The organism is Neisseria sp. HMSC70E02 (assembly GCF_001838645.1).
GTDB lineage: Bacteria > Pseudomonadota > Gammaproteobacteria > Burkholderiales > Neisseriaceae > Neisseria > Neisseria macacae.
This window is the reverse complement of the sequence record NZ_KV838072.1, coordinates 61,039-84,763: the sequence shown is the minus strand read 5'-3', so window position 1 is coordinate 84,763 and position 23,725 is coordinate 61,039. Positions and strand designations below refer to the sequence as shown.

Genomic DNA, 23,725 nt, shown 5'->3' with positions numbered 1-23,725 from the left:
ATTTGGGGGCCAGTTCAGTTTTCAGACGACCTTTCGCTTTATACAACGTCTTTATTTCTTCGCTTTGCCTTTGCCCTTAGCAGGTTTGGCAGGTGCTTTGTTCAATTGGGCCGTAGCGGTTTGGTCCAATACGCAGGACTTGGTGATGATGTTGTCCACGACTTGGTTTTGACCGTTGACGACAGTTTGTTGACGGATAGTCAGCATATTGCCGTCCACTTTGTCGATGTTGGCATAGTTGGCGCGGTTGGCAATCCATGCCACGCCTTCACCCCAGAAGCCATTGACATCATTGCCGGTGCCGACGATGCGGGAAAGACCCGGAGTCAGCTGGCCTTGGTATTTCACTTGGGCAATCACAGGCTCATCACCTTGGAAGCCGTACATGACATTCAAAGGATCAGTACCGTTTGGTCCGCATTTGTAAGCCACTTCCTTGGTGCGTTCAATATTATTGACTTCCATGGTTTTAGGCGTTTCAGGCGCGGGAGCAGATTGTTGCGCAGTAGGAGTCGGAGCAGTTTCCGGTTTAGATTTAGAGCCGGAGCTGCCGCATGCAGACAGCGCGGTAGCGATAAGGACGGCGGGAACGATTAATTTCAGATTGGATTTCATCAAGTTACTCCGGATTTAGTCTATCGGGGTCAGCATAAACTGACAGAAAGCCCTACCTTAACAGAGAAAAGAAGGCTTGTCTCGTCTGTATATGAAAACACGATACTCATTATCAATAAAGTGCTATTTGTTCTTTTGAAAACAGTGGATTTGATTTACGCAAAGCTAATTGAAATTAAGTAAAGATATATCACGAATCAACAAAATGTCGATTTTGAGGGGCGGGGGATTAGTGTTTGGTGCTGCAAGGTGGGGATGATGCTAAGGAAATAATGACGGACGAACTTTGAATCTGGTGAGGGCGATGAAGCCGAAGACAGTGAAAAGGGCAGGGGAAAATGAATGGGTTTGGCGTGAAAGAAATTCTCGCCTTGTTTTCAGTGTTCTGGAAAATGGTGCTTTTAAAATTTGAGTGGATGGGATAAGGCTGTACGCTGGTGTAAAGCCAATCCTTTTTGCTTCAAAGATTTCCTATTTGAGAGGGGTTGATTTCACGAGATTTAATAAGGCGATGCCGTATGGTCAAACGGAAATTTGGGGGATAGCAAGAGATAGTCTGCAAACCTCGCCTTTATTGAGTTTGGTTTTTATTGTGGAGATGCATTGGATGCAATACTTGGGATATATCGGATAGGGGCATTATAGTGGATTAACTTTAAACCAGTACGGCGTTACCTCGCCTTAGCTCAAAGAAAACGATTCTCTAAGGTGCTGAAGCACCAAGTGAATCGGTTCCGTACTACTGTACTGTCTGCGGCTTCGGCGCCTTGTCCTGATTTAAATTTAATCCACTATAAATTTAATCCACTATAGTAAGCGGTTTTTCTTTTTATCCGATGCGTTGGACAGAAAAGAGAAACCGCTTAGATTTTTTTCTAAGCGGTTTCTTGTGTTGGTGCCGACAGCGAGATTTGAACTCGCACAGCCTACGGCCACTACCCCCTCAAGATAGCGTGTCTACCAATTTCACCATGTCGGCATTTTGAAAACTTTTATTTCTGCTGCTGAGGAGCGGGTGCAGCAGGTGCGGGTTGGTTTTCAGCGGGAGCGGCAGGTTTCGGAGCCTGCTGGGTTTGTTGTACGTTGCTGAAGTCCAAACCGTGTTTGTTTGTATGGGTATGGATATAAACCATTGCCATGCAGGTTGCGAAGAAGAAAGTCGCTGCGATGGCGGTTGCGCGGCTCAGGAAGTTTGCGTTGCCTGCGGAACCGAATACGCCCTGCGCGCTGCCGCTGCCTGACCCGAAGGTTGCGCCTGCGTCTGCGCCTTTGCCGTGTTGCAGCAATACTAACACAACCACCGACAAAGCGGAAATAATATTAATAATCCAAATAAGGGTTTTAAAGGCTTCCATATGTTTTCTACGAGGCTTGTGCTGCGTTGATGATGGCGGTAAATGAGTCATACGATAATGACGCGCCGCCAACCAATGCGCCGTCTACATGAGGTACTGCGAAGATGTCGGCTGCATTGTCTGCTTTCACACTTCCGCCGTAAAGAACGCGGATTTTAACATCGCTTCCGCACAAAGACAAGATTTCTTTGTAGATGAATGCGTGCATGTCGGCAATTTGTTCTACGGTAGCGACTTTGCCGGTGCCGATTGCCCATACCGGTTCGTAGGCGACGGCGATGTTTTTGGTGTTCAGTCCATGCAATACGGAGAGTTGGTGGGCGATGACTTCGTGTTCTTTGCCGGCTTCGCGCTCTTCGAGGCTTTCGCCGACGCACAATAGGGGAATGAGGCCTACGTTGAGGACGTTTTCCATTTTGCGGCGTTGGATTTCGTTTTTCTCGCCGAAATAGAGGCTTCGTTCGGAGTGTCCGATGAGGACGATGTCTGTGCCGATATCGGCGAGCATTTCTGCGGAAACTTCGCCTGTGTAGGCACCGTTGTTGGGAAAGCGGCTGACGTCTTGGGCGCAGGTGAGGATGCGGTTGTTGAGGACAATCTGCATGGCGTTGTGCAGTTGCAACAGGTAAACGGTCGGGGCGGCGAGGCCGATGAGGACGCGTTCGGCGGTGGGCATGATGCGGAAGCGGTGCATAAGTGCGTTGTTGTTTTGGAGTCGGCCGTTCATTTTCCAGTTGCCGATGACCCATTTTTGATCCCACATTCCGATTTGGTGATACATCTTTTTTGCTCCGTGTTGTGTTTCTTTGGCTGTACGCTGCGTGTAGCGTGATGTAACGTGAAGTTTAGTGGATATGCGACGGGTTAGCAACTTGAAACGGGATGCCCGGGGTTGTCTGAAATGCTGTTTCAGACGACCTGTTTTATAATAACTGCTTGATATACACATATATAGGACCTGGCTATGCACGCGCTTCATTTTTCGGCTTCGGACAAGGCCGCGCTTTATCGGGAGGTATTGCCGCAGATTGAGTCTGTGGTGGCGGACGAGACGGATTGGGTGGCGAATTTGGCGAACACGGCGGCGGTTTTGAAGGAGGCGTTCGGCTGGTTTTGGGTGGGCTTTTATTTGGTCGATACGCGTACGGACGAATTGGTTTTGGCGCCGTTTCAGGGACCTTTGGCGTGTACGCGGATTCCGTTCGGACGCGGGGTGTGCGGTCAGGCTTGGGCGAAGGGCGAGACGATGGTCGTCGAGGATGTGAACGCGCATCCCGACCATATTGCCTGTTCGTCTTTGTCGCGTTCGGAAATTGTGGTTCCGCTGTTTTCAGACGACCGCTGTATCGGCGTGTTGGACGTGGACAGCGAGCATTTGGCGCAGTTTGATGAAACGGATGCTTTGTATTTGGGCGAACTGGCGAAGATTTTGGCGAAACGGTTTAAGGCTTCGCGTCAGGCGGCTTGAGACTGAAAAACAGGCGGGCGGCGCGCGCTGAAGTTGGCGTGGCGGGAGTGTGGTTTTATAATGTCTGCCATTGCTAAAACAATTATTTAACGGAGCACAAAATGGATTTTGAAAAAGCGCGGTTCAATATGGTCGAACAGCAAATCCGTCCGTGGGATGTATTGGATTTTGACGTTTTGGACGCGTTGGAGGAGATTCCGCGCGAGCGTTTCGTGAACGAGTCTTTGCAGGGTTTGGCGTATGCCGACATGGAGCTGCCGCTTGCCAACGGTCATAAGATGCTCGAGCCGAAAATCGTGGCGCGGTTGGCGCAGGGCTTGAAGCTGACTAAAACCGATACGGTTTTGGAAATCGGCACGGGTTCGGGCTATGCGACCGCGCTTTTGGCGAAACTGGCGGGTAAAGTGGTTTCAGACGACCTCGATGCCGAGCAGCAAAACCGCGCCAAAGCAGTGTTGGACGGCTTAGCTTTGGACAATATCGATTATGTGCAAAACAACGGGCTGACCGAGCCTTCCGCGGGCGCGCCGTTTGATGCGGTTTACGTCGGCGGCGCGGTGGACCGCGTGCCTGACGTATTGAAAGAACAGTTGAAAGACGGCGGCCGCATGGCAGTCATCGTCGGCCGTCAGCCGGTACAGCGCGCGCTGCTGATTACGCGCAAGGGCAACGAATTTGAAGAAAAAGTCCTGTTCGACACGCTGGTCGCGCATTTGGACGACAAAGAAAACCGTCCTTTCGGCGATTTCGATTTTTAATCTTTTCTGAACTCAAAGGTCGTCTGAAAACCAGCCGGACATGGCTAAACGTTTTCAGACGACCTTTCATCGTTTCCATCATTTCACACACACAACATCATGACGATTCCACAACTCACCCCGCTGCAACTGCAACAATGGCAGCAAGAAGGTCGCGCGTTCCATCTGCTGGACGTGCGCACCGATGAGGAAACTGCCGTCTGCGCCCTGCCTGACGCCATCCATATCCCGATGAACCTGATTCCGCTGCGCCAAAACGAGCTGCCCGACGACGATTTGCCGATTGTCGTTTACTGCCACCACGGCATCCGTAGCCTGCATACGGCGATGTATCTGGCGGACGCGGGTTTTGAAAATCTGTTTAACCTGCAAGGCGGGATTGATGCTTGGGCTTTGCAGGTGGATGGGACGATGGCGAGATATTGAGATTTCGGATAGGAAAGGGCGGTAGGGCATGGCTGCCGCTTTTTTTACGTGCGGATGATCCGAATATCAAAAATCCTGAAATCCGTTTGCCGGTTTCAGGATTTTTGATTGGGCACTGTTTTTCAGACGACCTTGTATGCAGGGGTCGTCTGAAAACCTTTATCCTTGGGTATTGGGTTTAACCCATCAACGTTGAAACCAATCGCCAAGGGTTTAATGATTCAGGCGTTTTGGGCTTCGCGCTGCCAAAGGGTTTTTTGGGCGAAAACCAGTTTGTTGTCCGTAAATTTCACGTTTTCCAGACGCAACGACCAAACATCGCTTTTCATCGCGCGGGCAAGCGGATGGGCTTTGTAATAGAGGGCGAGCGCTGCTTTTTTCTCTGTTTCGTCGGTCAGCAGTTGCGCACTGGCTGTCAGCTGTATGCCGTTGATTTTGGCGATATTTTCCGGCTGGCCTGCGATGGTTCCGGCGATGTTCGGATTTTTCAGCATCAGGCTGCCGTGTTTGGAACGTGCCGAAGTCAGGACAATCAGCCTTGCTTGCGCTTCATCGGGCACATAAAAGCAGCAGGCGCTCCAAATTTCGCCGTCTGCGGCTGCCGCAATGCTGATCACATGGTTGGCGTGTAGGAATTTGATGATGTCGTCGGGGATGGGCTGCATGATGGATTTCAATTGAAAATGGTTCGAAAAGCTTGGATTAAAAACTTTCCGAACCGTTGTCCGTTTAGCGTTTCATTTCGCTTTCAATGGCGCGGATATTGGCCTGACGGTCGTTGACGGCTTGGGTCAGACGGCTGATTTTTGCCTGATCGCCTTTTTTCTTGGCGACATTCAGTTGCGCCTGCGCCCTGACCAAAGCCACTTGTTCGTTGCGGACTTCGTTTTCCAAGATTTGCTTGCGGGTCAGTTGCGGCTTGGGTTTGGATGCCGGCAGGATGGGTGCGGGCAGGATTTTGGCTTTGCGGTTCAACTCGGCGGCGCGGGCTTTGGCTGCTTTCAGGTCGCCGACGGAAGTCGCTTCGCCAAGCTTGCCGTTGCGCAATTTGATGTCCAAACGGGGATTGGCGGCTTCTGCCGTGTTGGTTACGCTGCCACCCGTCGTGCGCGGCAAGACTTTGATGTCGCCCGGCTCGGGAGCGGCTTCCCCGAGGGCTTCTTTCAAGTCGACACGCTCGGGTACGGCCCTGCCGGCTTCTTCAGGGCTGACGTTTGCAGTGCCGTCCGTATGGGATTCGGTGCAATCGTTGCCGATTTTTTTCTCGGTAAATACTGCGTTGCCGTCCACTTTGCAGATATAGCCGGCTTGTGCGGAGAGGGCGGCGCTTCCCAGCCCGAAAGCCAAAATCAGTCGGTAAAAAATCGGTTTCATCTTTATTTCGGTATATGGCAAAGGTTTTGATTATACTATGCAGCCAGTTATAACGAATCAACTTATTTCAAACAAGGTAAAATTTTCCGATGCCGCCTATCATTGTGAAACGCTGCACGGGGATATCGTAGGCGCAAACCTAAACAGGCTGCGGCGATTATTGTGTTAAATATATTGGTTAGGCGGCTGGCGGGATAGGTGTTCCGTTTCGGCTGCTCCTTAGTTTAAATAATGTCCATTTTTCTATTTTCAAACAACGATGACAAATTCTTTCCTGATTGCCGGCGTTGACGAGGCAGGGCGGGGGCCTTTGGTCGGCAGCGTGTTTGCCGCCGCCGTTATCCTGCCGCCGTCTTACCATTTGCCCGGTTTGACCGACTCTAAAAAACTCAGCGAAAAAAAGCGCGATACATTGGCGGTTATGATTAAAGAACAGGCGCTGGCATGGTGTGTCGCGCAAGCCGATCCGCAAGAAATTTTCGAGCTGAATATCCTTCATGCCACGATGTTGGCAATGAGCCGCGCCGTACACGGGTTGGCGATCAAGCCCGATAAGGTGTTTATCGATGGCAATAGAGTGCCGAAGGCCCTTGGCGTGGATGCCGAAGCGGTGGTCAAAGGCGACAGCAAAATCATGGAAATTTCGGCGGCTTCCGTTTTGGCGAAGACCGCGCGCGATGCCGAGATGTATGCGTTGGCGGAACGTTATCCGCAATACGGTTTCGACAAACACAAAGGCTACGGCACGGCGCAACACCTCGAAGCCTTGCAGCGATACGGCGTATTGCCCGAACACCGCCGCGATTTTGCGCCCGTGAAGGCGTTGCTGGCGCAGGGAAAGCTCTTTGAGTAAACGTTTGCCTGATTTCTTTTTTCAGACAACCTCTGTCCGTATTCTTAAAATTTGTTTTTACCCGAACTTCTAAACTTACCGCGCGGAACACAACAAGGACACAAAGCCGTCCTTGCCTCAAACAAGGTCGTCTGAAATTTCAGACGACCTTTTCACATGCCCTCAATATGCTATTTGTCAATATTCCGCCGAATGCCAAAACGGCTGCCCTACGGTCGGCGTACTGGCTTGCGCTTTGGTACGCGCTTCGACCGGTTCGGCTTCAAATGCCAGCCGTCCGGATTCGACGGCGAGTGCGAAGGCGCGCGCCATGTTGATGGGGTCGCCGCTGCGGGAAACGGCGGTGTTCAGCAATACGCCGTCAAAACCCCATTCCATCACTTGCGCCGCCTGCGAGGGCAGGCCCAAGCCCGCATCGATAATCAGCGGCGTGTCGGGCAGGCGTTCGCGCAGGACGTTCAGTGCATAGGCGTGAACCGCGCCCAAACCCGTGCCGATCGGCGCCGCCCACGGCATCAACGCCTGACAGCCTGCGTCAAGCAGGCGGCGGCCGGCAATCAGGTCTTCGGTGCAATAAGGCAGCACTTTGAAGCCGTCTTTAATCAGGATTTCCGCCGCTTCGACGAGCTGGAAGACGTCGGGCTGCAACGTGTCGTCATCGCCGATAAGTTCGAGTTTGATCCAATCGGTTTCAAATACTTCCCGCGCCATCTGCGCCGTCGTTACCGCTTCCTGCACGCTTTGGCAACCTGCGGTGTTCGGCAGTACGGGTACGCCGATTTCTTCCAAAAGCGACCAAAACCCCTGACCGTGTGCCTCGCTGCCGCTTCCCGCACGGCGCAGCGAGACGGTAATCATCGCGGGACGGGCGGTTTGGACGGATTGTTTGAGGATTTCAGGGGTCGGGTAGGCCGCAGTACCGAGCAGCAGCCGTGAAGGGAAAGTTTCTCCGTATAGGGTGAGCATGATGGGTTCCTTTGTAAGGTTGTTTTTGGGGACAGGGGTCGTCTGAAAAGGTAAAACCGCTTATCCGCCAACTACGGGCCGCACAATATCGACTTTGTCGTTTTCGTTCAAAACCGTTTCCGCATATGCGCCTTTGGCGACGAATCCGGTATTTACCGCGACGGCAAAAGGCTTTTGCGGCGCGGTTTGAGCGATGAGGTCGGCAACGGTTGTGCCGTGAAGTTCGGCGGGTTCGCCGTTTAAGATGATGTTCATGGTTTCTCGATATTTCGTAGGTAAGTTTCTTTATTCGCGATGCGCCTGCCCTTGCTTGAACCCGTCGCCCCATTCCTTCAATGCCGTCAGCACGGGGGCAAGCGTTTTGCCGTAGTCGGTCAGGCGGTATTCCACTCGTGGCGGGACTTCGGGATACACGGTGCGCAAAATGATGCCGTCGGCCTCCAATGCGCGCAGTTGCGCGGTCAGCGTGCGTTGCGACACATCGGGCAGGATGCGGCGGATTTGGTTGAAGCGCAGCGTGCCGTCCGTGTGCAGGCGGTAGAGTATCGTGCCTTTCCATTTGCCGCCGATAACGGAAAGCGCGGCTTCCACCGAGCAGCCTTCGGCGCAGTCGTAGCTTGGGTGCGGTGTGCGGGGCATGGCAGTATCCTTTATGTAACTATCTGAAAAACAAGTGCGTTCTTGTTAATGATATGCTTCAGGCGCATGATACACACTTTCAGACGACCTAACAGGAGAACCTTATGAAAGCCATCGGTTTCAACCGTCCTTTGACCGTTTCCAACCCTGAAGCCCTGCTCGACATCGAAATGCCAGAACCCGAGCTGCGGCCGCACGATATTTTGGTTGCCGTGCAGGCGGTTTCGGTTAATCCTGTCGATGTGAAAGTTCGGGCGGCACATACGCCTGCGGCAGGGCAGTACCGCGTATTGGGTTACGACGCGGCAGGCATTGTTCAGGCGGTCGGCAGCGAAGTGCGGAATTTCAAAGTCGGCGACGAAGTGTATTACGCGGGCGCCATCAACCGCCAAGGTTCGAACGCTCAATTACAAGCGGTGGACGCGCGCATTGCCGCCAAAAAGCCGCGTTCGCTGGATTTTGCCCAAGTCGCCGCGCTGCCACTGACGGCGATTACCGCATGGGAAACGCTGTTCGACCGCTTGGACGTCAACAAACCCGTGGCAGGCGGCGCAAATGTGCTGCTTTTAATCGGCGGCGCAGGTGGGGTCGGCTCGCTTGCCATCCAGTTTCTGAAAAAGCTGACTGACATTCAAGTCATCGCCACCGCCTCCCGCCCCGAAAGCCGCGCGTGGGTGAAGGAATTGGGGGCGGATTTCGTCATCAACCATCATGAAAACATGGCGGAACAGGTTGCCGCGTTAAATATCGGCGCGCCATCGTTTGTTTTTTCCACCAACCATACCGACCGCCATCTGCCGCAAATCGTGGAACTCATCGCCCCGCAAGGCAGAATCGCGCTGATTGACGACCCCGAAACGTTGGACGTGAACCCGCTCAAAGGCAAAAGCCTGTCGCTGCATTGGGAATTTATGTTTACCCGCCCGCTACGCGAAACGGCAGACATCGAACGGCAGGGCGAAATCCTGGCCGAAACCGCGCGGCTGGTGGATGAAGGCATCATCCGCCCGACCGCCACCCAAGTCCTGCACGGCATCAATGCTGCTAACCTGCGCCGCGCACATGAGATGCTGGAACGCGGGGATATGGTCGGCAAACTGGTGGTGGAAGGCTGGGACAACTGAATCCGCCGATTATTTTTACGCCGTTATGCCCGCTTCTGCCTGTATGGCATCCGAAATGACGGCAATCGAATATCCTAATTGAGCAGGTCGTCTGAAATTTGGCTTTCAGACGACCTTATTCATCCCACAAAGCCTGAAAAGCTTTAACCACCGCTTCGGGATTTTCCGCTTCGGTAACGGCGCGGACGACGGCGAGTGAGGAAACGCCGGTGGCAAGGACGGCTTGGGCGTTGTTTAAATCGATGCCGCCGATGGCGACGACGGGCGTGCTGCCTGCCTGTTTCACATATTCGCGCAGTTTGTCCAAGCCTTGCGGGGCGGTGGGCATTTGCTTGGTTGTGGTCGGGAAAATCGCGCCGCTGGCGACGTAGCTGGGATGTACGGACAGGGCGCGGTCGAGTTCGGCGACGGAGTGCGTACTCAAACCCAAACGCAAACCAGCGGCGGCGATGGCGGCAAGGTCGGCGGTGTCCATGTCTTCCTGTCCGAGATGTACGCCGTATGCGCCCACTTCTATCGACTCGCGCCAGTGGTCGTTGATGAAAAGCTGCGTGCGGCTGCCCCGACAGGCGGCGACGCAGCGGGCGATTTCGCGTTTTAATTCATCGCCGTACAAGGTTTTACAGCGCAGTTGCACCGTGTCGGCACCTGCTTTGACCATGCGCTCCACCCAATCGGCGGTGGGAACGACAGCGTAGAATTTGAGCGGGGATTTTAGGGGCGGGAAGGTCATGGGGTGTCCTTTTTCATTTCTTACGGAGCAATAGGGGTCGTCTGAAACTCATTTCCTGCGTTTCAACAAGGCTTCTGCTTCGGGATAATCTTTCAAGCGAAACGGATTGTCGTTCTGACCGCTTTTCTGTCTTTCGGGCTGTTCGGCAAGTGTGCTGCGGATATCGTGGCGCAGGTGGGTTTCCAGTAGCTGCGGTGTTTCTTCTCCGACCGGCAGGGCGTAGAGCCGTTTGCCGTCCGCGCCGGCGAGAAAACGTTCACCTTCAACGGTGTTGCCTTTGCCGTCAAACAGGACGATTTCGTAATACGGATAGCCTTGAACTGGTGGCGACACGATTTCAAAGCGGTAGGCAGCGCGTTCTTCGGTAGTTTTGTATGGCGAATGGCGAACTGCTTCCAGCCCGACAATCAGGTTTTTGTAGCGCTTGATGCGTTGCAAAATATCGCGTTCGGCAGCGGTGTAGGCAAACGGGTGCGGATAAAATTTGCCGTTTCGTTCGATGTCGGAAGCGGCGCGGCGAGTGTTGCTGGGGGCAACGGTATTGCCGCGTGCGTCCATCATGCCCCAAGTGCCGCCCTGTACGGCGGTGTGTTCTTCGTCCACGCGCACTTCTCGGCAGCCGTCGCAAAATACGGCATAGCCGTATTCAAACGGTCCTGCCCAATCGTGTTGGGCGGGCGTGACCAAGTTGCCCGCGCGGTCGGCAAAACCGACCTTGCCGTCTTTTGAAACATAGCGGCGTTTGCCTTCCGAAAAATAGTCTGCGGCCAAGTCGTACATCATCGGCTGATATAAAAACTTGCCTTGCCGCGAATGCAGGAAGAAGGGCGAATAGGCAACTTTGCCCCGGACTTCTCGGCTGTTGTCGGTAAACAGCAACTCGCCGTCGGCGGTTTCGCCGTGTTTGACGTGTTCGCACATAAATTCGCAGTGGTATTGCGCAGGGACGATGATTTTGCCGCTTGTGGTTTTCGCACCGAATTTGCCGTTTTGTTTGAAATAAATGATTTTCTCGGCAGAACGCGGTTTGGGGTCGTCTGAAATCTTGGGCGCGGCAAGGGCGGCGGAGTGGGCGAGTAAGAGCGCAGGCAGTAAATACAGGGATTTCAGATTCATTGGAAACCTTGCTGATATTAAGTAGATTGATGACGATTGGCGTTGACGCGCCTTGCCGTATTATATTCATACAGGCTGGTGTCGGGGTGTGCCGATTTGCTCTGAAACCTATGCCGCGGCGTTTTCAGACGACCTCAAACTTATTTTTCAATATACGCCAAACCGCTTTCTTCATCACGTTCGGGCGCGTCTTTTCCGTCAAACAGTGCCACTGCCAATCTGACGGCGGCGGCGGTTACGGCGGGAGAAATCATGAAGCCGTGGCGGAAAAGGCCGTTGATTTCAATCAGGCGTCGGGCGCGGCTGTAACGAATTTCGGGGTTGTGGTGGTTGAGCGTTGGGCGCAGGCCGGTGGCGATTTCGAGGATGTCGGCTTCGCCGAAGGCAGGGTGGACGGCATAGAGTGCAGACAAGAGTTCCAGCCCGGAACGTACGCTGGCGGGGGCTTGGCTTTCGCTTTCGATTTGGGTCGCGCCGATGACGAAGACGTGGTTTTCTTTTGGGGCAATGTAGAGCGGATAGCGCGGATGGAGCAGGCGCACGGGGCGGTTGAGCGTGATTTCGGGCGTATAAACCCGCGCCACTTCGCCGCGTATGCCGCGCAAGGTGCTGGTGTGTTCGGGGGATTGGTTCCACGCGGTTTTTGCACCGTAACCGCGGCAGTCGATCAGCCAGTCGTATTGGGCTTGCAGGTCTTCGGGGGCGCATTCGTGTTCCCAATGGCAAGGGACGTTCAGCCCGTCCAAAGCGTCGGCAAGTGCAGACAAGATTTGCCGTCCGTCGAGCTGGCCTTCGGTCGGCAGGTAGATGCCGTCTGAAAAACGTCCGCCGAGTTGCGGTTCGCGTTCGGCGATTTCATCGGCGCGCCAACGGACGATTTCATCATCCGCTACGCCGCCGCGTTTGAGATGGCGGACGAACTCGCTGGATAATGGCTTGTCCTGCCCGTGCCACACAATCAGGCTGCCGTTTTCTTGCATCATGGTCGGCGTTTTCAGACGACCTCGTATGTTGCGCCACAGCGGAATGCTCTGCCTGCCCAGTTTGATGACTTCGGGCGTAGCCTCGACCGCTTCCGCAGCAGGCGCGAGCATGGCGGCGGCAACATAAGCGGCGGCGTGTTCGCCTTTGCGCCCGCCCTTGTCAAAGAGGGCAATGGATAAACCTTGTTCTGCAAGTTGTAAAGCAGTCAGACGGCCGCAGAGGCCGCCGCCGAGAATGGCGATACGGGGCATGGTGGATTCCTTTGCAGTATGGTGCAATCGGGAAGTCGAAAGATAAGACGGGAGCGGAATCCACCGAATGGCAGGAAATGCGGGAAAGGGAACGGAAGCCTGAAAAGGCGTTTGACAGCTTGTTTCCTACGCAGGCATTACCCCGACAGGTTCTACGGATTCCGCTGATGCGGTCTCAGCTGTTTGCGGGAACAAGCAGCACTCCGACAAGAAGTTTCCAGTTTACATAAAATCGATTGCTTTGGCAAAGTCAGGTCGTCTGAAAAATGGGTTTCTGTATTTTCAGACGACCTGTTGCCAGACGTTTGGGCCGGTTGGGGAAATGGCGTTAGGGAGAAGCGCATCGGCATTATTGATATATACTGTCGCCAATGAACAAGGGGCTTTGCGTTGAAATCCGTTTTTGCGAAAAGCGCCGAAGTAGGTTTATTTAAATCAGGATTGGATTGTCAGGATTACCATGTTTCAGCTTGCCTATTTTCAAATGGTCGGTGCCGGTAAAGCACGCAATCAGGATGCCTTGTTTGACGGCACGGCGGTGCGTCAGGTCAGGCTGCACAAAACCCGCGTGTCCGAGGCGGATGATGCCGTGCGGCTGGCAGTGGCCGACGGCGTATCCAGCAGCCCTGCCGCGCATCTTGCCAGCCGGTTTTGGTTGGACGCCTTCGTGCGCGAGGGCGATGCGGAAGGGCGTTTCCTGCGAAGGTTGCACGGCAGATTCTGCGACACGCTTGCCGAGGAATATGTCGGCTCATCCTCGACTTTCGCTTCGGCAGTCGTCGAGTCGGACGGTTTGTGCCGCATCTGCAATGTCGGCGACAGCCGTGTTTACCATATATCGGCAGAGGGGCGTTGGCGGCAGGTAAGCCATGACCACACGGTGTTGGCTGATTTAATCGAGCAGGGGGAAGCGCGGGCAGATACGGAATACGCCGATATGTACTATGCTTTGGCGCACTGCCTGATAGCGGATGACGAAGAAACCCATTTTAAAATTTTTACCGATTCATTTGCTCTGCAAAGAGGCGAGGCAGTTTTGGTTTGTTCTGACGGTCTGCACGACGCGCTACCTCATGAACGCTTGGAAGCATTATGGAACGCTTCCCCGTCTTTGCTAGATAAGTTGGAAGCCTTACGCCGAGCAGTAAAAAGGGTTCCCTATCATGACGATTGTTCGGCAGCGGTATGCCTGCGGCAAGGATAGTGAACCAATCCTAAAATCGGTTATGCAGTTTCTTGAGAATATTTCAAAGGATTGGGGTAAAGGGTCGTCTGAAAAGGGATTCTCTGTTCAATTCATATTTCGAAAAAAGTATTTTAACCATCTCATCAACGCCGCCAGCAGTATGCCGATCGACAATCCCATCAAGGCTGCCTGCCACGTCCATTTGATCAGTAGCGCGCTGACCAAACCGCCGATTGCGCCGCACAGATATTTGTCGCGCCGTTTGAATTTAAACGTCTGCTCGGCTAAACCTTCTTCAATAAGCCAAGTTGCAAAGAGCGAAACCAACGCTAAAAATGAGCCGATAATAAGGCGCCAGGGCGTATCCACACGGCCAAGGACTTTATCCAGAATTATTTTCCCGTCGAATAACAGTCCGAGAATAATGGAGCCGGCCAGCAATATCACATAGCCCACCATGTTGCTGGTGACGAGCCAGTCAAGAATTCGTTCGCATAGTTTTTTGAGAAACTTCATGGGGTTCGTCGTTGGGTTGGATGGGAAAGTAAACTATGTTTTCTTCGGAAAATCTGTTTTATTGTATTGAAGCTGAGTTTTCAGACGACCTTCGGACTATTTCACGTTGCCTCATCCTGCCAAAACGATGTCCAACCGAATTTTTCGGCAATATCGTCGCAAAGTTCCTCCTGCATGGTGGCAAGATTGGTGTAGCTGTTGGTGTCGTGTACAGAAAAATAGGCGGGCAGGGTGGAGGCGGTGTTTTGCGCGGCTGTTCGGAAGCAGTTCGCAAACCAATGGCTGAAATATTCGTGTAGCCCGCTGTAAAAATCGTCTACAGCATCCCATACTTCGTCTTCTTCGTCTTCTTCGTCTTCTTCGTCTTCTTCGTCTTCTTCGTTCTCGTCCTCGTCCTGTACCAAGCCGTATATCTCGTCTTCCACATCTGCATCAAATTTAGGCAGGCATTCTTCGGGGAAGTCTATGATGCGGTCGCCTAAATAGCTGCCATTTTGGTTGCGCAACCAGCCGCAAACAGAGAAATCCTGATAATCGTATTCCATAATCAGTGCCACGGCCTGATCAAATGCTTTGTTTTCATCCGAAAAAAACCAATGCCTGCCCTGCAATATTTCTTGGATAAAGGCGGTCAGTTTTGGAGTGAGTTCGGCGCAGTCCTGCATAAATTGTGTTTTATATTGTTGCATCAGTTGCTTTGCTTGGGTGGTAAGCATGGTTTTTTCCTTGTTGTTGAAGGTTTCGGGTCGTCTGAAATTTGATAACTCGAAGGACAGGCTGCCTTTTTCAGACAACCTTCGGCAGCAGATATTTAACAAGCGCAGGTCGGCTCAAACCGCAACAAAACGGTCAAATATTCCCAAAATGTTGGGTTTGAACCCAACCTATGCCTTGTGTTCTCGTCGTAGGGCGGGCATGTGCTGCCTACGCGTCCTGTGTTCCAAAATAGCCTGAAACCGCAAGGATGGAGGCATTTGCGTTTTTCAGGCTGTCCCAATTTACCGCTGAATTTGTGAGGTAATCGTGCTGTCGGTAATCTTGTCGTCTTCCGCCAGCAGCATGGCTTTGGAGAGGACGACCGAGAGTGTGTTGTCGCCCTCAAACGGGATAAACAGCTTGTCGGATGCGTCTTTTTTGCGGCTGTCGGGTACGATGCAGAGGTATTGGTCGTCCGGCAGCATCAGGATGTTGCTGCTGCCGATGTGGATTTTGTAGGTGCGCAGTTTGCCCTGTACCACGAGGAAGTTACCGTCTATGTGGGCAACCTTGGCGATTTTCAGGCGCGGCAGCAGGGTTTCCAGTACGGCTTTGCGGGTTTTGGCGACTTCGCCCAAATCGCCGAAGGAATAGCTCTGCCAGTAGCTGTAAAAACGCGCCTCTCCGCCGTTGTCTTCCCAAGTCGGGTCGTTGCCCACGCTCGCCACGCCCACAAACAAATCCACGTCGCGCAACACTTCGGAAAACACGCGCGGCGGAATATCAATTAAGTCCAGTGCGGTAGCATTGTAATCGTCGTCCAACCGGTAAAAGCGCACTTGGTCGGTGCTGACATACTTCCAGATGTAGCTTTCCGTCCATGCTTCTTCGCTGTCCACCGCGTTTGTCCAAAATTGGGCGAGCAGGTTGTATTCGGGTAAATCCAACGATACGGTTGCATCGTCGCCTCCGTCCCACGCGCCGGCCAGCGAGCCTCTCCAGCCGCGTCCTTTGGCAAGTGTCATGTATTGGTGTTGTTTCAGGATGTGGGCGGCAAAACGGTTGCTGTATGTTTTGGTGTTGATTTCGGCTTCTGTGAGCAGATAGATTTCACGATATGCCTGTTTCAGCGGCTGGCGGATTTCTTTGTCCAACAGCAGTTGACGCCACTGGGCGATGCTTTGCTGCGTGGCAAGCGCGGGATGCCACAAGCTGATTTGCAGGCAGTCTGAAACATCGGTTTGCGCGCCCGTTTCGTCCACCCATGTTCCATCCAACCACAATGCAGCGCGACCCTGCGTATCGTTTTCGTCGCGGAAAAACTGCCATATTAGCGGGCGCGTGAGGCAGGACATCAGTCCGTGTTGCCAGTAATACTGTTCGGCGTGTTCCAGCGGTACGCGGTGTTCGGAGCGCATCATTTGGTCCAAGCGGTCGCGTTGGGCGGTGAGCGTGGTGTTGAGGTTTTTTTGTGTGGCTTTGAGCTTTTTCAGTTTGTCGGCATGGTCGGTTTTCACGAAGGCGGGTACGGTTTTCTGCGGCGAGCCGTCGGGTTTGAACCAGCGCAGTTCGGACTTGCCTACGCCCGTTACCGCCAGACGGCAGGTGTAGCCGCCGAAGTCGTAGTCACGGCAGCCTTCCTGCAAGCCGAAGCTGTCCACCGCCATGTCTTCGATTTCGTTGCGGGATACGCCCCGCTGCGCAGCGGCTTCGTCCAAATATTTGGCAATCGCGCTTTGCACGTTGCTGAACTTAATCCGCAGGCGCAGGCGTGAAAGGCAGGCGATGCCGTCCAGCCCTTTGGAGCGGAACAGCGCGTAGAAGCAGGCGTTGCCCATAGCAGCATAGCGCGCGCCGAGATTGGGGATTTTGTCGTATGAATGCAGCGCAAGCTGGGTAAGAGCGGACAGGGTGGCGCTGTCGTGGAAATGGCTGCACATCCACACCAGCCCTTTGAGCACGGTCTGGTTGATGCTGCAAACGGGCAGGACATGGGTGTCGTAGTTGTATGAGCCGCCTCTGTATTCGTGGGTAAAGGTTTCAATACGTACTTCTTCATTACCGTAGACAAATTCTATCCAGCCGTGCAGCATCTTTTTGAACCTGTCCGCCCCCAGAGTGTCAATCAGCGTTTTGGCTTCTTTCAGGTATTTTTCGCTTGGCTTGCCCGCATTGGCGGATAGGGCAAGCGCAATGATCTTGCTCCATACGTCCTGCTGTTCCGGTGGCAGCGCGGCAAGCTGCGGATTGGCGTACTGGGCAAGCTCGTCGTCTTGGGCGGGGAAGCAGGCTTCAGCAGAACCGCCTGCCAGTTCCGCCAGAGCGGCAAGGTTGGCGGTAGCGGCTTTCTTGTCCCACAGGTGTTCCGCAAAGATGCGGTAACGGTCGCAGGCGTTTTTCAGGCATTCCGAAAGCGTTTCGCTCGGATTGGGAAACTGTTTTTTGATTTGGTTGATCAGATATTTGAGCGGATAGTCATCTGCCTGTCGTTCGGACAGCCCGTTGTCGTCCAGCATGGCGGCAAAAATGCGCTGCACATCCTGCTCTGTCATCGGCAGCGTTTTGCGCGCTAGAGCCATCGCCACCGCCGCACGGGTGGTGCCGTAATTGTGTATCCTGTCACTGCCTTTGTTGTTAAAAACTTTATTTCGCCCCCAGCCGCGTATCAAATCAATGCAGTGGATAAGGAAATCGACACGGTATTCGGGCGCGGCTTTCTCCACTTCGGCAAAGCTGGGGCAGAGTTTCAGATTTATCGTGTCGTATTCGTTCAAACATTTTTGGCGCCATTCCTTTTGCAGTACGTCGAGAAGCTGATTGAACTCGGCACGGCGACTGTCGGAAATCTGCACGGTTTGGTTTTGGGTCATGGGACTTTCCTTGCGTATCAATGTGTTGGTTATTTTGCGGTAAAGACGAACAACGTCGGTAAGGGTTTTCTTGTCCGCACTATTCAGGCTGTATCGGGTGGTTTCGGCAAAGGCACGGTAGCGTTGCGCGGCGGTTTTCAGGCTGCCTATCCGCCCACCAGCGGCGTGAGTTTGATGAAATTGACGACCAGTCCGTCATGCAGGTACACCATGTCGTCCAGCGTTTCCAGTTGGCGGTTGTCGGCAAGGATGAAAAACGCGTTCTGCTCAAAAGCTTTCAGGGCGACGGCGATTTGCTTTTCCGCGTCCACAGGCTGCGGGTGCGCGCCTTTTTTGCCGTGCGTTTCCCGAATCACGATGTCGCCGCGATCTGTGGGGATAACGAGGCTGTGGCGCAGCAAGGCATCAGCGGCGCGGTCGTTATAGGCGGCGACTTCCTGCCGTACGCGTTCGGCAATCAGCTCCGCCGCGCTGATGTGGTTGGTTCGGAACTTCAAAAACAGCTCGTGCAGCACTTTGCCGGCGAGGTTTTGGTCTTGGATGGTGATGGTAGCTGCAATCATGGATGACTCCTCCAAACAGAAAACAAATGAATCATACTGTTTTTTGGGCGTTTCAGGCAGCCTGAAACAAAACATCCTGCACTTTGATAGAGGTAAGTGCAGGATGCTATTTACATTTTAGTTATGTAGGAACTTTGTTTAACTTCGTTGAAGCTCACGTTTTCAGACGACCTTTGGCGGCAGGTATTTACTTGCTTCGCGCAAGCTCAGTTTGGCCATTTTGTGCCGGTGTCGGTTGATAAAGCCTTGTACCCATTCGGGGTTGGTTTTGCTGTAATCGCGCAATGCCCAGCCTATGGATTTGTTGATGAAAAATTCTTTTTGCCCCAGATTGTTGCAGATGATTTTTTCCAGTAGCGCGGTGTCGGTGCGTTGTTTGCGGAGCAGTTGGTGGTCGATGGCGACGCGGCGCAGCCAGATGTTGTCGTCCGTGCTCCATGCTAATAGGACGGTGTTGACTTCGGGGTGGCGCAGGGCAATGTCGCCGACAATACGATCGAGTACGTCGGCGCTGTCCCACCATGATTTTTCGGTAATCAGCGTTTGCAAACGCGGGATGTCCTGCGGGGTCAGGTGCTTCTGCATTTTTTTCAGGTATTCGAGCGCGGCGTATTGCAATTCGCGGTTCGGGTCGTCCCAGCAGCGGCGCACGAAATCCCAATCGACCGGCTGTTTGGCGGCGCCTTTGAAAAACGGGCTGCACAGGCGGGCAAGCTGGGGTTTGCCGATGCCGAAATAGGTAAAGCGGTGTTTCATGTATGCCTGCATCGGCACGGCGCGTTCGGGGTTGGCGTGTTGTTGCAGGACGGCGAGCAGGGCGGGGTAGTCCATACGTTTTTCCTTTTTGCAGGAGATGGCAGGGTTTGGGGTCGTCTGAAATCTTGGTCTTTGTTCTGCTTCTCTTTCGCCGCGCTGGTTTTTTTGCGGAAACATTTTCATCCTAAATGTGGGTGCAGCGCTTCTCGAAAAATCTTGGCGGGTTGTCTGGCTGAATCTGTTTTCTGTTTTTCTTTGATATGGCGGGTTCTTTGAAAGGATTTGTTTTCAGACGACCTCTTCTTCCAAATCGCCTTCGCGGGTTTCGCGCAGGTGTTCGCGCAGGCGTTGGAGTTCGTGTTTGTCCAGCCACTTGCGGCGGCTGCGTTGCAGGAGGATGACGAGTGCGGAGATTTCGTTGCGCATATTGGTGCTGAGCCAGAGGAAGCCCTGCCATTCGTAATGGAGGCGGGCGGCGAGTTTGCCCAGCTCGGGATTGATGGAGGTGTCGATGCGGATGCGGCGGGCGTAGTGGCCTTTGATGAGGCGGACGGTCAGGCGCAGGTCGCGTTGGAGGCGGTTGAAATGGCGGTCGAGGAGGCGGATTTCGTGTTCGTTGAGGGTGGGGGCTTGCAGCTTGGCGGCGGTGGTGAGGAGCAGCTCGGGGGTGTTAACGATTTTGCGGTGGGCGTGCTGCATGGCTTCCATCATGGCGGAGCTGATGTGGCTTTCGCCCGAGGTGGCGGCGAGGTGGCTGCGGCTTTTGACCATGCGGGCGTTGATTTGGCGCATTTTGACCATGTTTTGCTCCAGCCGCTCGCGGGTCATGCGTTTGCCGTTGCTGATTTCGGCAATCATTTTGCCGCATTCGGTCAGGTTGTCGGCAAGCATAAACCGCCACATGAGGGTGGAACGCAAGGGCAATAGTTTGGCGGCGACGATGGCGATGGCGGCGCCGATGAGGACGTTCATGGCGCGCATGAGGCCGCTGTCTAGCCAGTTGTTGCTGTTGTCGCCGATAAGCATGCACATGGTCAGTCCGGCAAGCATGGGGACGTAACCGTTTTTGCCGACCGCACCCCAGCCTGCGGCCGCGCTGGCGGTGCCGACGGTCAGGTAAAAGAGGATGCCGCCGTGGAAGTAGTGTTGGTTGAGCCACAACAGGGTCAGACCTGCGCCCAAACCGATGACGGTGCCGAGCATACGTTCGACGGCTTTGGAGTAAATCGCGCCTTGAAATTGGAGCATGCCGAGGACGACGAATACGGTCATGCCTATCCATTCGCCGTGTTGGAGGTGGAGGAGTTTGGCGAGCAGGGTAGAAAACAGTACGGCAAGTCCGAGCCGGACGGCGTGTATGTGGCGGCGGTAGCGGTAGCGTTCGTAGGAGTTGAGCCAGCGTTTGACGAAGCGTTCGCGTTGTGAGGCGTTCATGATTGGGGCTATCTTGTTGAGATTTTTGGGTTTATCGGGCGGTATTGTAACGGGAATCGATAGGGAGATACAGGTTTCTGAATAAAGGATTTTCAGCAGGGCTGAAACGGATTGGTTTGGGGAGATAAAGCTAAGGTCGAGCCGTCATTGCATTAAATATTTTCGGTAAAAGGCAAAAGGTCGTCTGAAACGCTGTATGGTGTTTCAGACGACCTTTTTAACCGGGCTATGGGTTTACCAAATATCGGATTTGATTTTGCGTTTCAAGCCCGGATGTTCGGAAAGTTTGAAGACGGGGTCTTTGCCCATTTTCAGTTTCGCCGTGTAGTCCCTCAACAGTAGGAAGGCAAGCGGAGAGAGGAGTAGGATGGCGACCAGGTTGATCCATGCCATCGTACCCATTGCCATATCCGCCATATCCCAAACCAGCGGCACGTTGGCGACTGCGCCGAAATACACCCAGCCCAAAACGAGCATACGGAACAAAGCGGTCAGCAGCCAATGGTTTTTGATGAACTGCACATTGGATTCGGCGTAGGCATAGTTGCCGATGACGGTAGAGAAGGCAAACATAAACAGAATGATTGCCAAGAAATCTGCGCCCCATGCACCGACTTGGCTGATAATCGCTGCTTGGGTCAGCTCTGCGCCGTTCAAATCGCCGTAAGGTTGTTGGTAAACCAAAACGATAAACGCCGTGCAGGAACATACGATAATCGTATCGACGAATACGCCCAGCATTTGAATCATACCTTGGGAAACAGGGTGTTTGACTTCGGCTGCCGCGGCGGCGTTAGGTGCAGAACCTTGACCTGCTTCATTGGAATACAGGCCGCGTTTGATACCGATCATCATGGTTTGCGAAATCAAGCCGCCGAGCAGGCCGCCGCCGGCTGCTTCAAAGTTGAACGCGCTGTCAAAAATCTGACCGAAGACGTGGGGAATCAGGCTGATGTTGGTGATGATGATGTAGAGTGCCATCAGCAGATATAAAGTCGCCATCAGCGGAACAAGCATTTCGGCAAAGCGGGAAACGCGGCGGATACCGCCGAAAATAATCGGCGCAGTCATGATGACCAAGGCGACGCCGACCGCATGTTCGTCCCAGCCCCACGCGGCTTTGGCGGTTACGGCGATGGTGTTGGTTTGAACGGCTTCATAAACGAATCCGAAGCAGAAAATCAGGCTCAATGCAAATACGATGCCCAACCATTTTTGACCCAAGCCTTGGGTAATATAGTAAGCTGGACCGCCGCGAAAATGATGGTTGTCGTAATCGCGGATTTTGAACAACTGCGCCAGTGAAGATTCGACAAAAGCCGAACTCATACCGATCAATGCGGTGATCCACATCCAAAATACCGCGCCCGGACCGCCGCTGCTGATGGCAATCGCTACGCCCGCGATGTTGCCCACGCCCACGCGGCTGGCAAGTCCGGTAACGAAAGCCTGAAACGGCGTAATACCATGCGGATTATCGCCTTGTTGGCGGCCGCCGAGCATCTCTTTGATACTGCGTCCGAGCAGGCGGAATTGTACGAAACCGGTGGCAACTGTGAAAAACAGCCCTGCACCCAACAGGACATACACCAGCCCTGTCCACATCGGATCATTGATTTTCTGAACCAATTGGTGCAGCGATTCGGTAAAGTTGTTATCCATAAAAACCTTTCTGAGTTTGAATGACGGACGGTTTGCCGCCGTTCGGAAGTAGTGCATTGTAACAGACTGTCAACAAATTGAAAAAGTTTTATATCGGTGTGAAATAATGTATCTAATTGGTTGATATTCAATGATTAAAATCCTTGATTAGGTGCGGGTGAGGCCGGATTCGCTTTCCTGTGCGAAACGACAAATACCTGAAAGAGGTCGTCTGAAAACGGGTTGGGCCTGTCTCGGAACCGGGTGCAAAGTGCCGTATATTTCCCAACTGTTACCGCTTGTTATTCAATTGCGCCGAAAAATACGGTTTACGTTAGAATGCCATCCGAAATTCCGGCTGTATGGCGATAAACGCGGCAGTCCGGTTTCAGACGACCTTTGTGCCACAAACAGGAAAATCTATGCATGCTACGATTCAAAGCCGTTTCGCGCCGATTTTATACGTCGTAATATTTTTTGCGGGCTTTCTGACCGCCTGCCTTTGGTTTAACCCCAAAGACTATCTTGCTGATTTGGCGCCCGTTGTTGCCGCGGTTTGCGCCGTTGCGCTGGTGTGGTTGGCATGGACGGCGGTCTCGGTCATTGCGCGGAAAAAGAACGAATGGCTGCGCAGGGAAAAATTGATACAGCAGGAAAAAGTCCATCCCGTCTTGCATGCTTCCCTGCAAAGCGTGGAAGAACAGCCGGAGATGCTGGCATTGACTATCCGCAACCACGGCAAAGGCATGGCGAAAAACATCCGCCTGCAAGTGTCGTCCGTGTCTGATAAAGCGGCGGAACGCGCTATTGTTGAAGCAGTCAGCAAATTGGTCATCGTTGGCGACGGCTTGGATATGCTGGCTTCGGGAGAAGTGTACGGCAGCGTCTTTGGCGATATCCGCGAGCTGTCGGCAAGTCTGCCGGAGAAAAAATTCGGCGGCATCATGAAGCTCGTCATGACGTATTGCAATGTGTTCGGCGAAACCTGTATCTCCGAAACATCTTTGGATTTAAGCCTGCTCAACGCGGTCGAGCTGTCCGAAGCCGAACACAAACCCAGCAAATTATTGTATTGATGCTGGCTGAGTCTGACACCAAAGGTCGTCTGAAACGCATTTTTGCGAAGCAGGTAAAAATAGCTTCTGGAAAATGAAAGCCGTTTCAGACGACCTTTATGATTGTCTTTACGTGCCAACCTCTTTATAATGCGCACACTCTTACGGGAGTAGCCATCTGATTTTCACTGACAATCAGAGCCGTTATCAACATAATTGACCGAGTTCGACAAAGATCGGTCATGGTGGCGGCATCTTCCTGACAACAGGAAGACAGGCAAGACGTAAGCGTTGTCCATACCCTTGCGGGCGGTATGTGCAACGCTTTTTGTTTTTGCCCGCTTCG

Annotated in this window: 25 protein-coding genes, 1 tRNA gene and 1 riboswitch; of the genes, 7 read left to right on the top strand and 19 right to left on the bottom strand. The window is 53.3% G+C overall.

What is annotated here, in order from left to right:
* Positions 1–51 precede the first annotated feature (51 nt).
* The 4 genes from HMPREF3277_RS02490 to tpiA all read right to left on the bottom strand — a co-directional run bounded on the left by HMPREF3277_RS02490 (position 52) and on the right by tpiA (position 2,751).
* Positions 52–615 (bottom strand): hypothetical protein, encoded by a 564-nt coding sequence (locus HMPREF3277_RS02490; RefSeq protein WP_003759309.1) that lies wholly within the window; start codon positions 613–615, stop codon positions 52–54.
* Between the two features lie 893 nt (positions 616–1,508).
* Positions 1,509–1,594, bottom strand: a tRNA-Leu gene (locus tag HMPREF3277_RS02485).
* Between the two features lie 13 nt (positions 1,595–1,607).
* Positions 1,608–1,970: a preprotein translocase subunit SecG gene (gene secG / locus HMPREF3277_RS02480; protein WP_045072839.1), complete on the bottom strand. Its 363-nt coding sequence runs from the start codon at positions 1,968–1,970 to the stop codon at positions 1,608–1,610.
* A 7-nt stretch (positions 1,971–1,977) separates the two neighbouring features.
* Positions 1,978–2,751 carry a triose-phosphate isomerase gene (tpiA, locus tag HMPREF3277_RS02475; RefSeq protein WP_003759302.1) on the bottom strand — a complete coding sequence of 258 codons (774 nt, stop codon included), beginning with the start codon at positions 2,749–2,751 and terminating at the stop codon, positions 1,978–1,980.
* Between the two features lie 183 nt (positions 2,752–2,934).
* Here tpiA and HMPREF3277_RS02470 point away from each other — a divergent pair, with 183 nt between their 5' ends.
* The 3 genes from HMPREF3277_RS02470 to HMPREF3277_RS02460 all read left to right on the top strand — a co-directional run bounded on the left by HMPREF3277_RS02470 (position 2,935) and on the right by HMPREF3277_RS02460 (position 4,622).
* Positions 2,935–3,438, top strand: a complete 504-nt coding sequence (locus HMPREF3277_RS02470) for a GAF domain-containing protein (RefSeq protein ID WP_070869937.1) — start codon at positions 2,935–2,937, stop codon at positions 3,436–3,438.
* 101 nt (positions 3,439–3,539) lie between these two features.
* On the top strand, positions 3,540–4,196 hold the full coding sequence (locus HMPREF3277_RS02465; protein ID WP_070869936.1) for a protein-L-isoaspartate O-methyltransferase family protein: 657 nt from the start codon (positions 3,540–3,542) through the stop codon (positions 4,194–4,196).
* Positions 4,197–4,295: 99 nt separating this feature from the next.
* A complete protein-coding gene (locus HMPREF3277_RS02460; RefSeq protein ID WP_003768427.1) occupies positions 4,296–4,622 on the top strand; it encodes a rhodanese-like domain-containing protein in 327 nt (108 codons plus the stop codon).
* Positions 4,623–4,843: 221 nt separating this feature from the next.
* On the opposite strand, the gene HMPREF3277_RS02455 is transcribed toward HMPREF3277_RS02460, so the two are convergent.
* Positions 4,844–5,287, bottom strand: coding sequence for a PNPOx family protein (locus HMPREF3277_RS02455; protein WP_070869940.1), 444 nt, complete (start codon positions 5,285–5,287; stop codon positions 4,844–4,846).
* Between the two features lie 64 nt (positions 5,288–5,351).
* A complete protein-coding gene (locus HMPREF3277_RS02450) occupies positions 5,352–5,996 on the bottom strand; it encodes a hypothetical protein (RefSeq protein WP_003759290.1) in 645 nt (214 codons plus the stop codon).
* Between the two features lie 259 nt (positions 5,997–6,255).
* Between HMPREF3277_RS02450 and rnhB the strand changes: the two genes are divergently transcribed.
* The gene (gene rnhB / locus HMPREF3277_RS02445; RefSeq protein ID WP_070869935.1) at positions 6,256–6,849 is read left to right on the top strand and encodes a ribonuclease HII; all 594 of its coding nucleotides are present in this window, start codon (positions 6,256–6,258) and stop codon (positions 6,847–6,849) included.
* 177 nt (positions 6,850–7,026) lie between these two features.
* Here rnhB and HMPREF3277_RS02440 read toward each other — a convergent pair whose 3' ends face one another.
* Genes HMPREF3277_RS02440 through HMPREF3277_RS02430 form a run of 3 tightly spaced genes read right to left on the bottom strand, consistent with a single transcriptional unit; the run spans position 7,027 to position 8,454 of the window.
* The gene (locus HMPREF3277_RS02440; RefSeq protein ID WP_003776313.1) at positions 7,027–7,815 is read right to left on the bottom strand and encodes a thiazole synthase; all 789 of its coding nucleotides are present in this window, start codon (positions 7,813–7,815) and stop codon (positions 7,027–7,029) included.
* 60 nt (positions 7,816–7,875) lie between these two features.
* On the bottom strand, positions 7,876–8,070 hold the full coding sequence (thiS, locus tag HMPREF3277_RS02435) for a sulfur carrier protein ThiS (RefSeq protein WP_003684673.1): 195 nt from the start codon (positions 8,068–8,070) through the stop codon (positions 7,876–7,878).
* A gap of 30 nt (positions 8,071–8,100) precedes the next feature.
* Positions 8,101–8,454 (bottom strand): winged helix-turn-helix transcriptional regulator, encoded by a 354-nt coding sequence (locus HMPREF3277_RS02430; protein WP_070682595.1) that lies wholly within the window; start codon positions 8,452–8,454, stop codon positions 8,101–8,103.
* Between the two features lie 104 nt (positions 8,455–8,558).
* Here HMPREF3277_RS02430 and HMPREF3277_RS02425 point away from each other — a divergent pair, with 104 nt between their 5' ends.
* Entirely contained in the window at positions 8,559–9,578 is a 1,020-nt protein-coding gene (locus HMPREF3277_RS02425; protein ID WP_070869934.1) for a zinc-binding alcohol dehydrogenase family protein, read from the top strand.
* A gap of 115 nt (positions 9,579–9,693) precedes the next feature.
* Here the strand turns inward: HMPREF3277_RS02425 and thiE are convergent, their stop codons facing one another.
* The 3 genes from thiE to HMPREF3277_RS02410 all read right to left on the bottom strand — a co-directional run bounded on the left by thiE (position 9,694) and on the right by HMPREF3277_RS02410 (position 12,662).
* A complete protein-coding gene (gene thiE, locus HMPREF3277_RS02420; protein ID WP_070869933.1) occupies positions 9,694–10,311 on the bottom strand; it encodes a thiamine phosphate synthase in 618 nt (205 codons plus the stop codon).
* A gap of 48 nt (positions 10,312–10,359) precedes the next feature.
* Complete coding sequence (locus tag HMPREF3277_RS02415; RefSeq protein ID WP_070869932.1) at positions 10,360–11,427, bottom strand: WG repeat-containing protein; 1,068 nt, start codon at positions 11,425–11,427, stop codon at positions 10,360–10,362.
* Between the two features lie 140 nt (positions 11,428–11,567).
* Complete coding sequence (locus tag HMPREF3277_RS02410; protein ID WP_070869931.1) at positions 11,568–12,662, bottom strand: FAD-dependent oxidoreductase; 1,095 nt, start codon at positions 12,660–12,662, stop codon at positions 11,568–11,570.
* A gap of 106 nt (positions 12,663–12,768) precedes the next feature.
* Positions 12,769–12,878: riboswitch (TPP riboswitch) on the bottom strand.
* A gap of 244 nt (positions 12,879–13,122) precedes the next feature.
* Here HMPREF3277_RS02410 and HMPREF3277_RS02405 point away from each other — a divergent pair.
* Positions 13,123–13,866, top strand: a complete 744-nt coding sequence (locus tag HMPREF3277_RS02405) for a PP2C family protein-serine/threonine phosphatase (protein ID WP_070869930.1) — start codon at positions 13,123–13,125, stop codon at positions 13,864–13,866.
* Positions 13,867–13,953: 87 nt separating this feature from the next.
* On the opposite strand, the gene HMPREF3277_RS02400 is transcribed toward HMPREF3277_RS02405, so the two are convergent.
* The 7 genes from HMPREF3277_RS02400 to HMPREF3277_RS02370 form a co-directional block, all read right to left on the bottom strand.
* Positions 13,954–14,364, bottom strand: a complete 411-nt coding sequence (locus tag HMPREF3277_RS02400) for a hypothetical protein (protein ID WP_070869929.1) — start codon at positions 14,362–14,364, stop codon at positions 13,954–13,956.
* 101 nt (positions 14,365–14,465) lie between these two features.
* Entirely contained in the window at positions 14,466–15,080 is a 615-nt protein-coding gene (locus tag HMPREF3277_RS02395; RefSeq protein ID WP_070869939.1) for a hypothetical protein, read from the bottom strand.
* Between the two features lie 282 nt (positions 15,081–15,362).
* On the bottom strand, positions 15,363–17,930 hold the full coding sequence (locus tag HMPREF3277_RS02390; protein ID WP_070869928.1) for a DUF4132 domain-containing protein: 2,568 nt from the start codon (positions 17,928–17,930) through the stop codon (positions 15,363–15,365).
* 146 nt (positions 17,931–18,076) lie between these two features.
* Positions 18,077–18,493 (bottom strand): hypothetical protein, encoded by a 417-nt coding sequence (locus tag HMPREF3277_RS02385; RefSeq protein ID WP_241429733.1) that lies wholly within the window; start codon positions 18,491–18,493, stop codon positions 18,077–18,079.
* 162 nt (positions 18,494–18,655) lie between these two features.
* Positions 18,656–19,324 carry a DNA alkylation repair protein gene (locus HMPREF3277_RS02380; protein ID WP_070869927.1) on the bottom strand — a complete coding sequence of 223 codons (669 nt, stop codon included), beginning with the start codon at positions 19,322–19,324 and terminating at the stop codon, positions 18,656–18,658.
* A gap of 213 nt (positions 19,325–19,537) precedes the next feature.
* Positions 19,538–20,683, bottom strand: a complete 1,146-nt coding sequence (locus HMPREF3277_RS02375; protein ID WP_070869926.1) for an FUSC family protein — start codon at positions 20,681–20,683, stop codon at positions 19,538–19,540.
* Between the two features lie 234 nt (positions 20,684–20,917).
* Positions 20,918–22,345, bottom strand: coding sequence for an alanine/glycine:cation symporter family protein (locus tag HMPREF3277_RS02370; protein WP_070869925.1), 1,428 nt, complete (start codon positions 22,343–22,345; stop codon positions 20,918–20,920).
* Between the two features lie 401 nt (positions 22,346–22,746).
* Here HMPREF3277_RS02370 and HMPREF3277_RS02365 point away from each other — a divergent pair, with 401 nt between their 5' ends.
* A complete protein-coding gene (locus tag HMPREF3277_RS02365) occupies positions 22,747–23,400 on the top strand; it encodes a hypothetical protein (RefSeq protein ID WP_009310985.1) in 654 nt (217 codons plus the stop codon).
* The last annotated feature ends 325 nt before the right edge of the window (positions 23,401–23,725 follow it).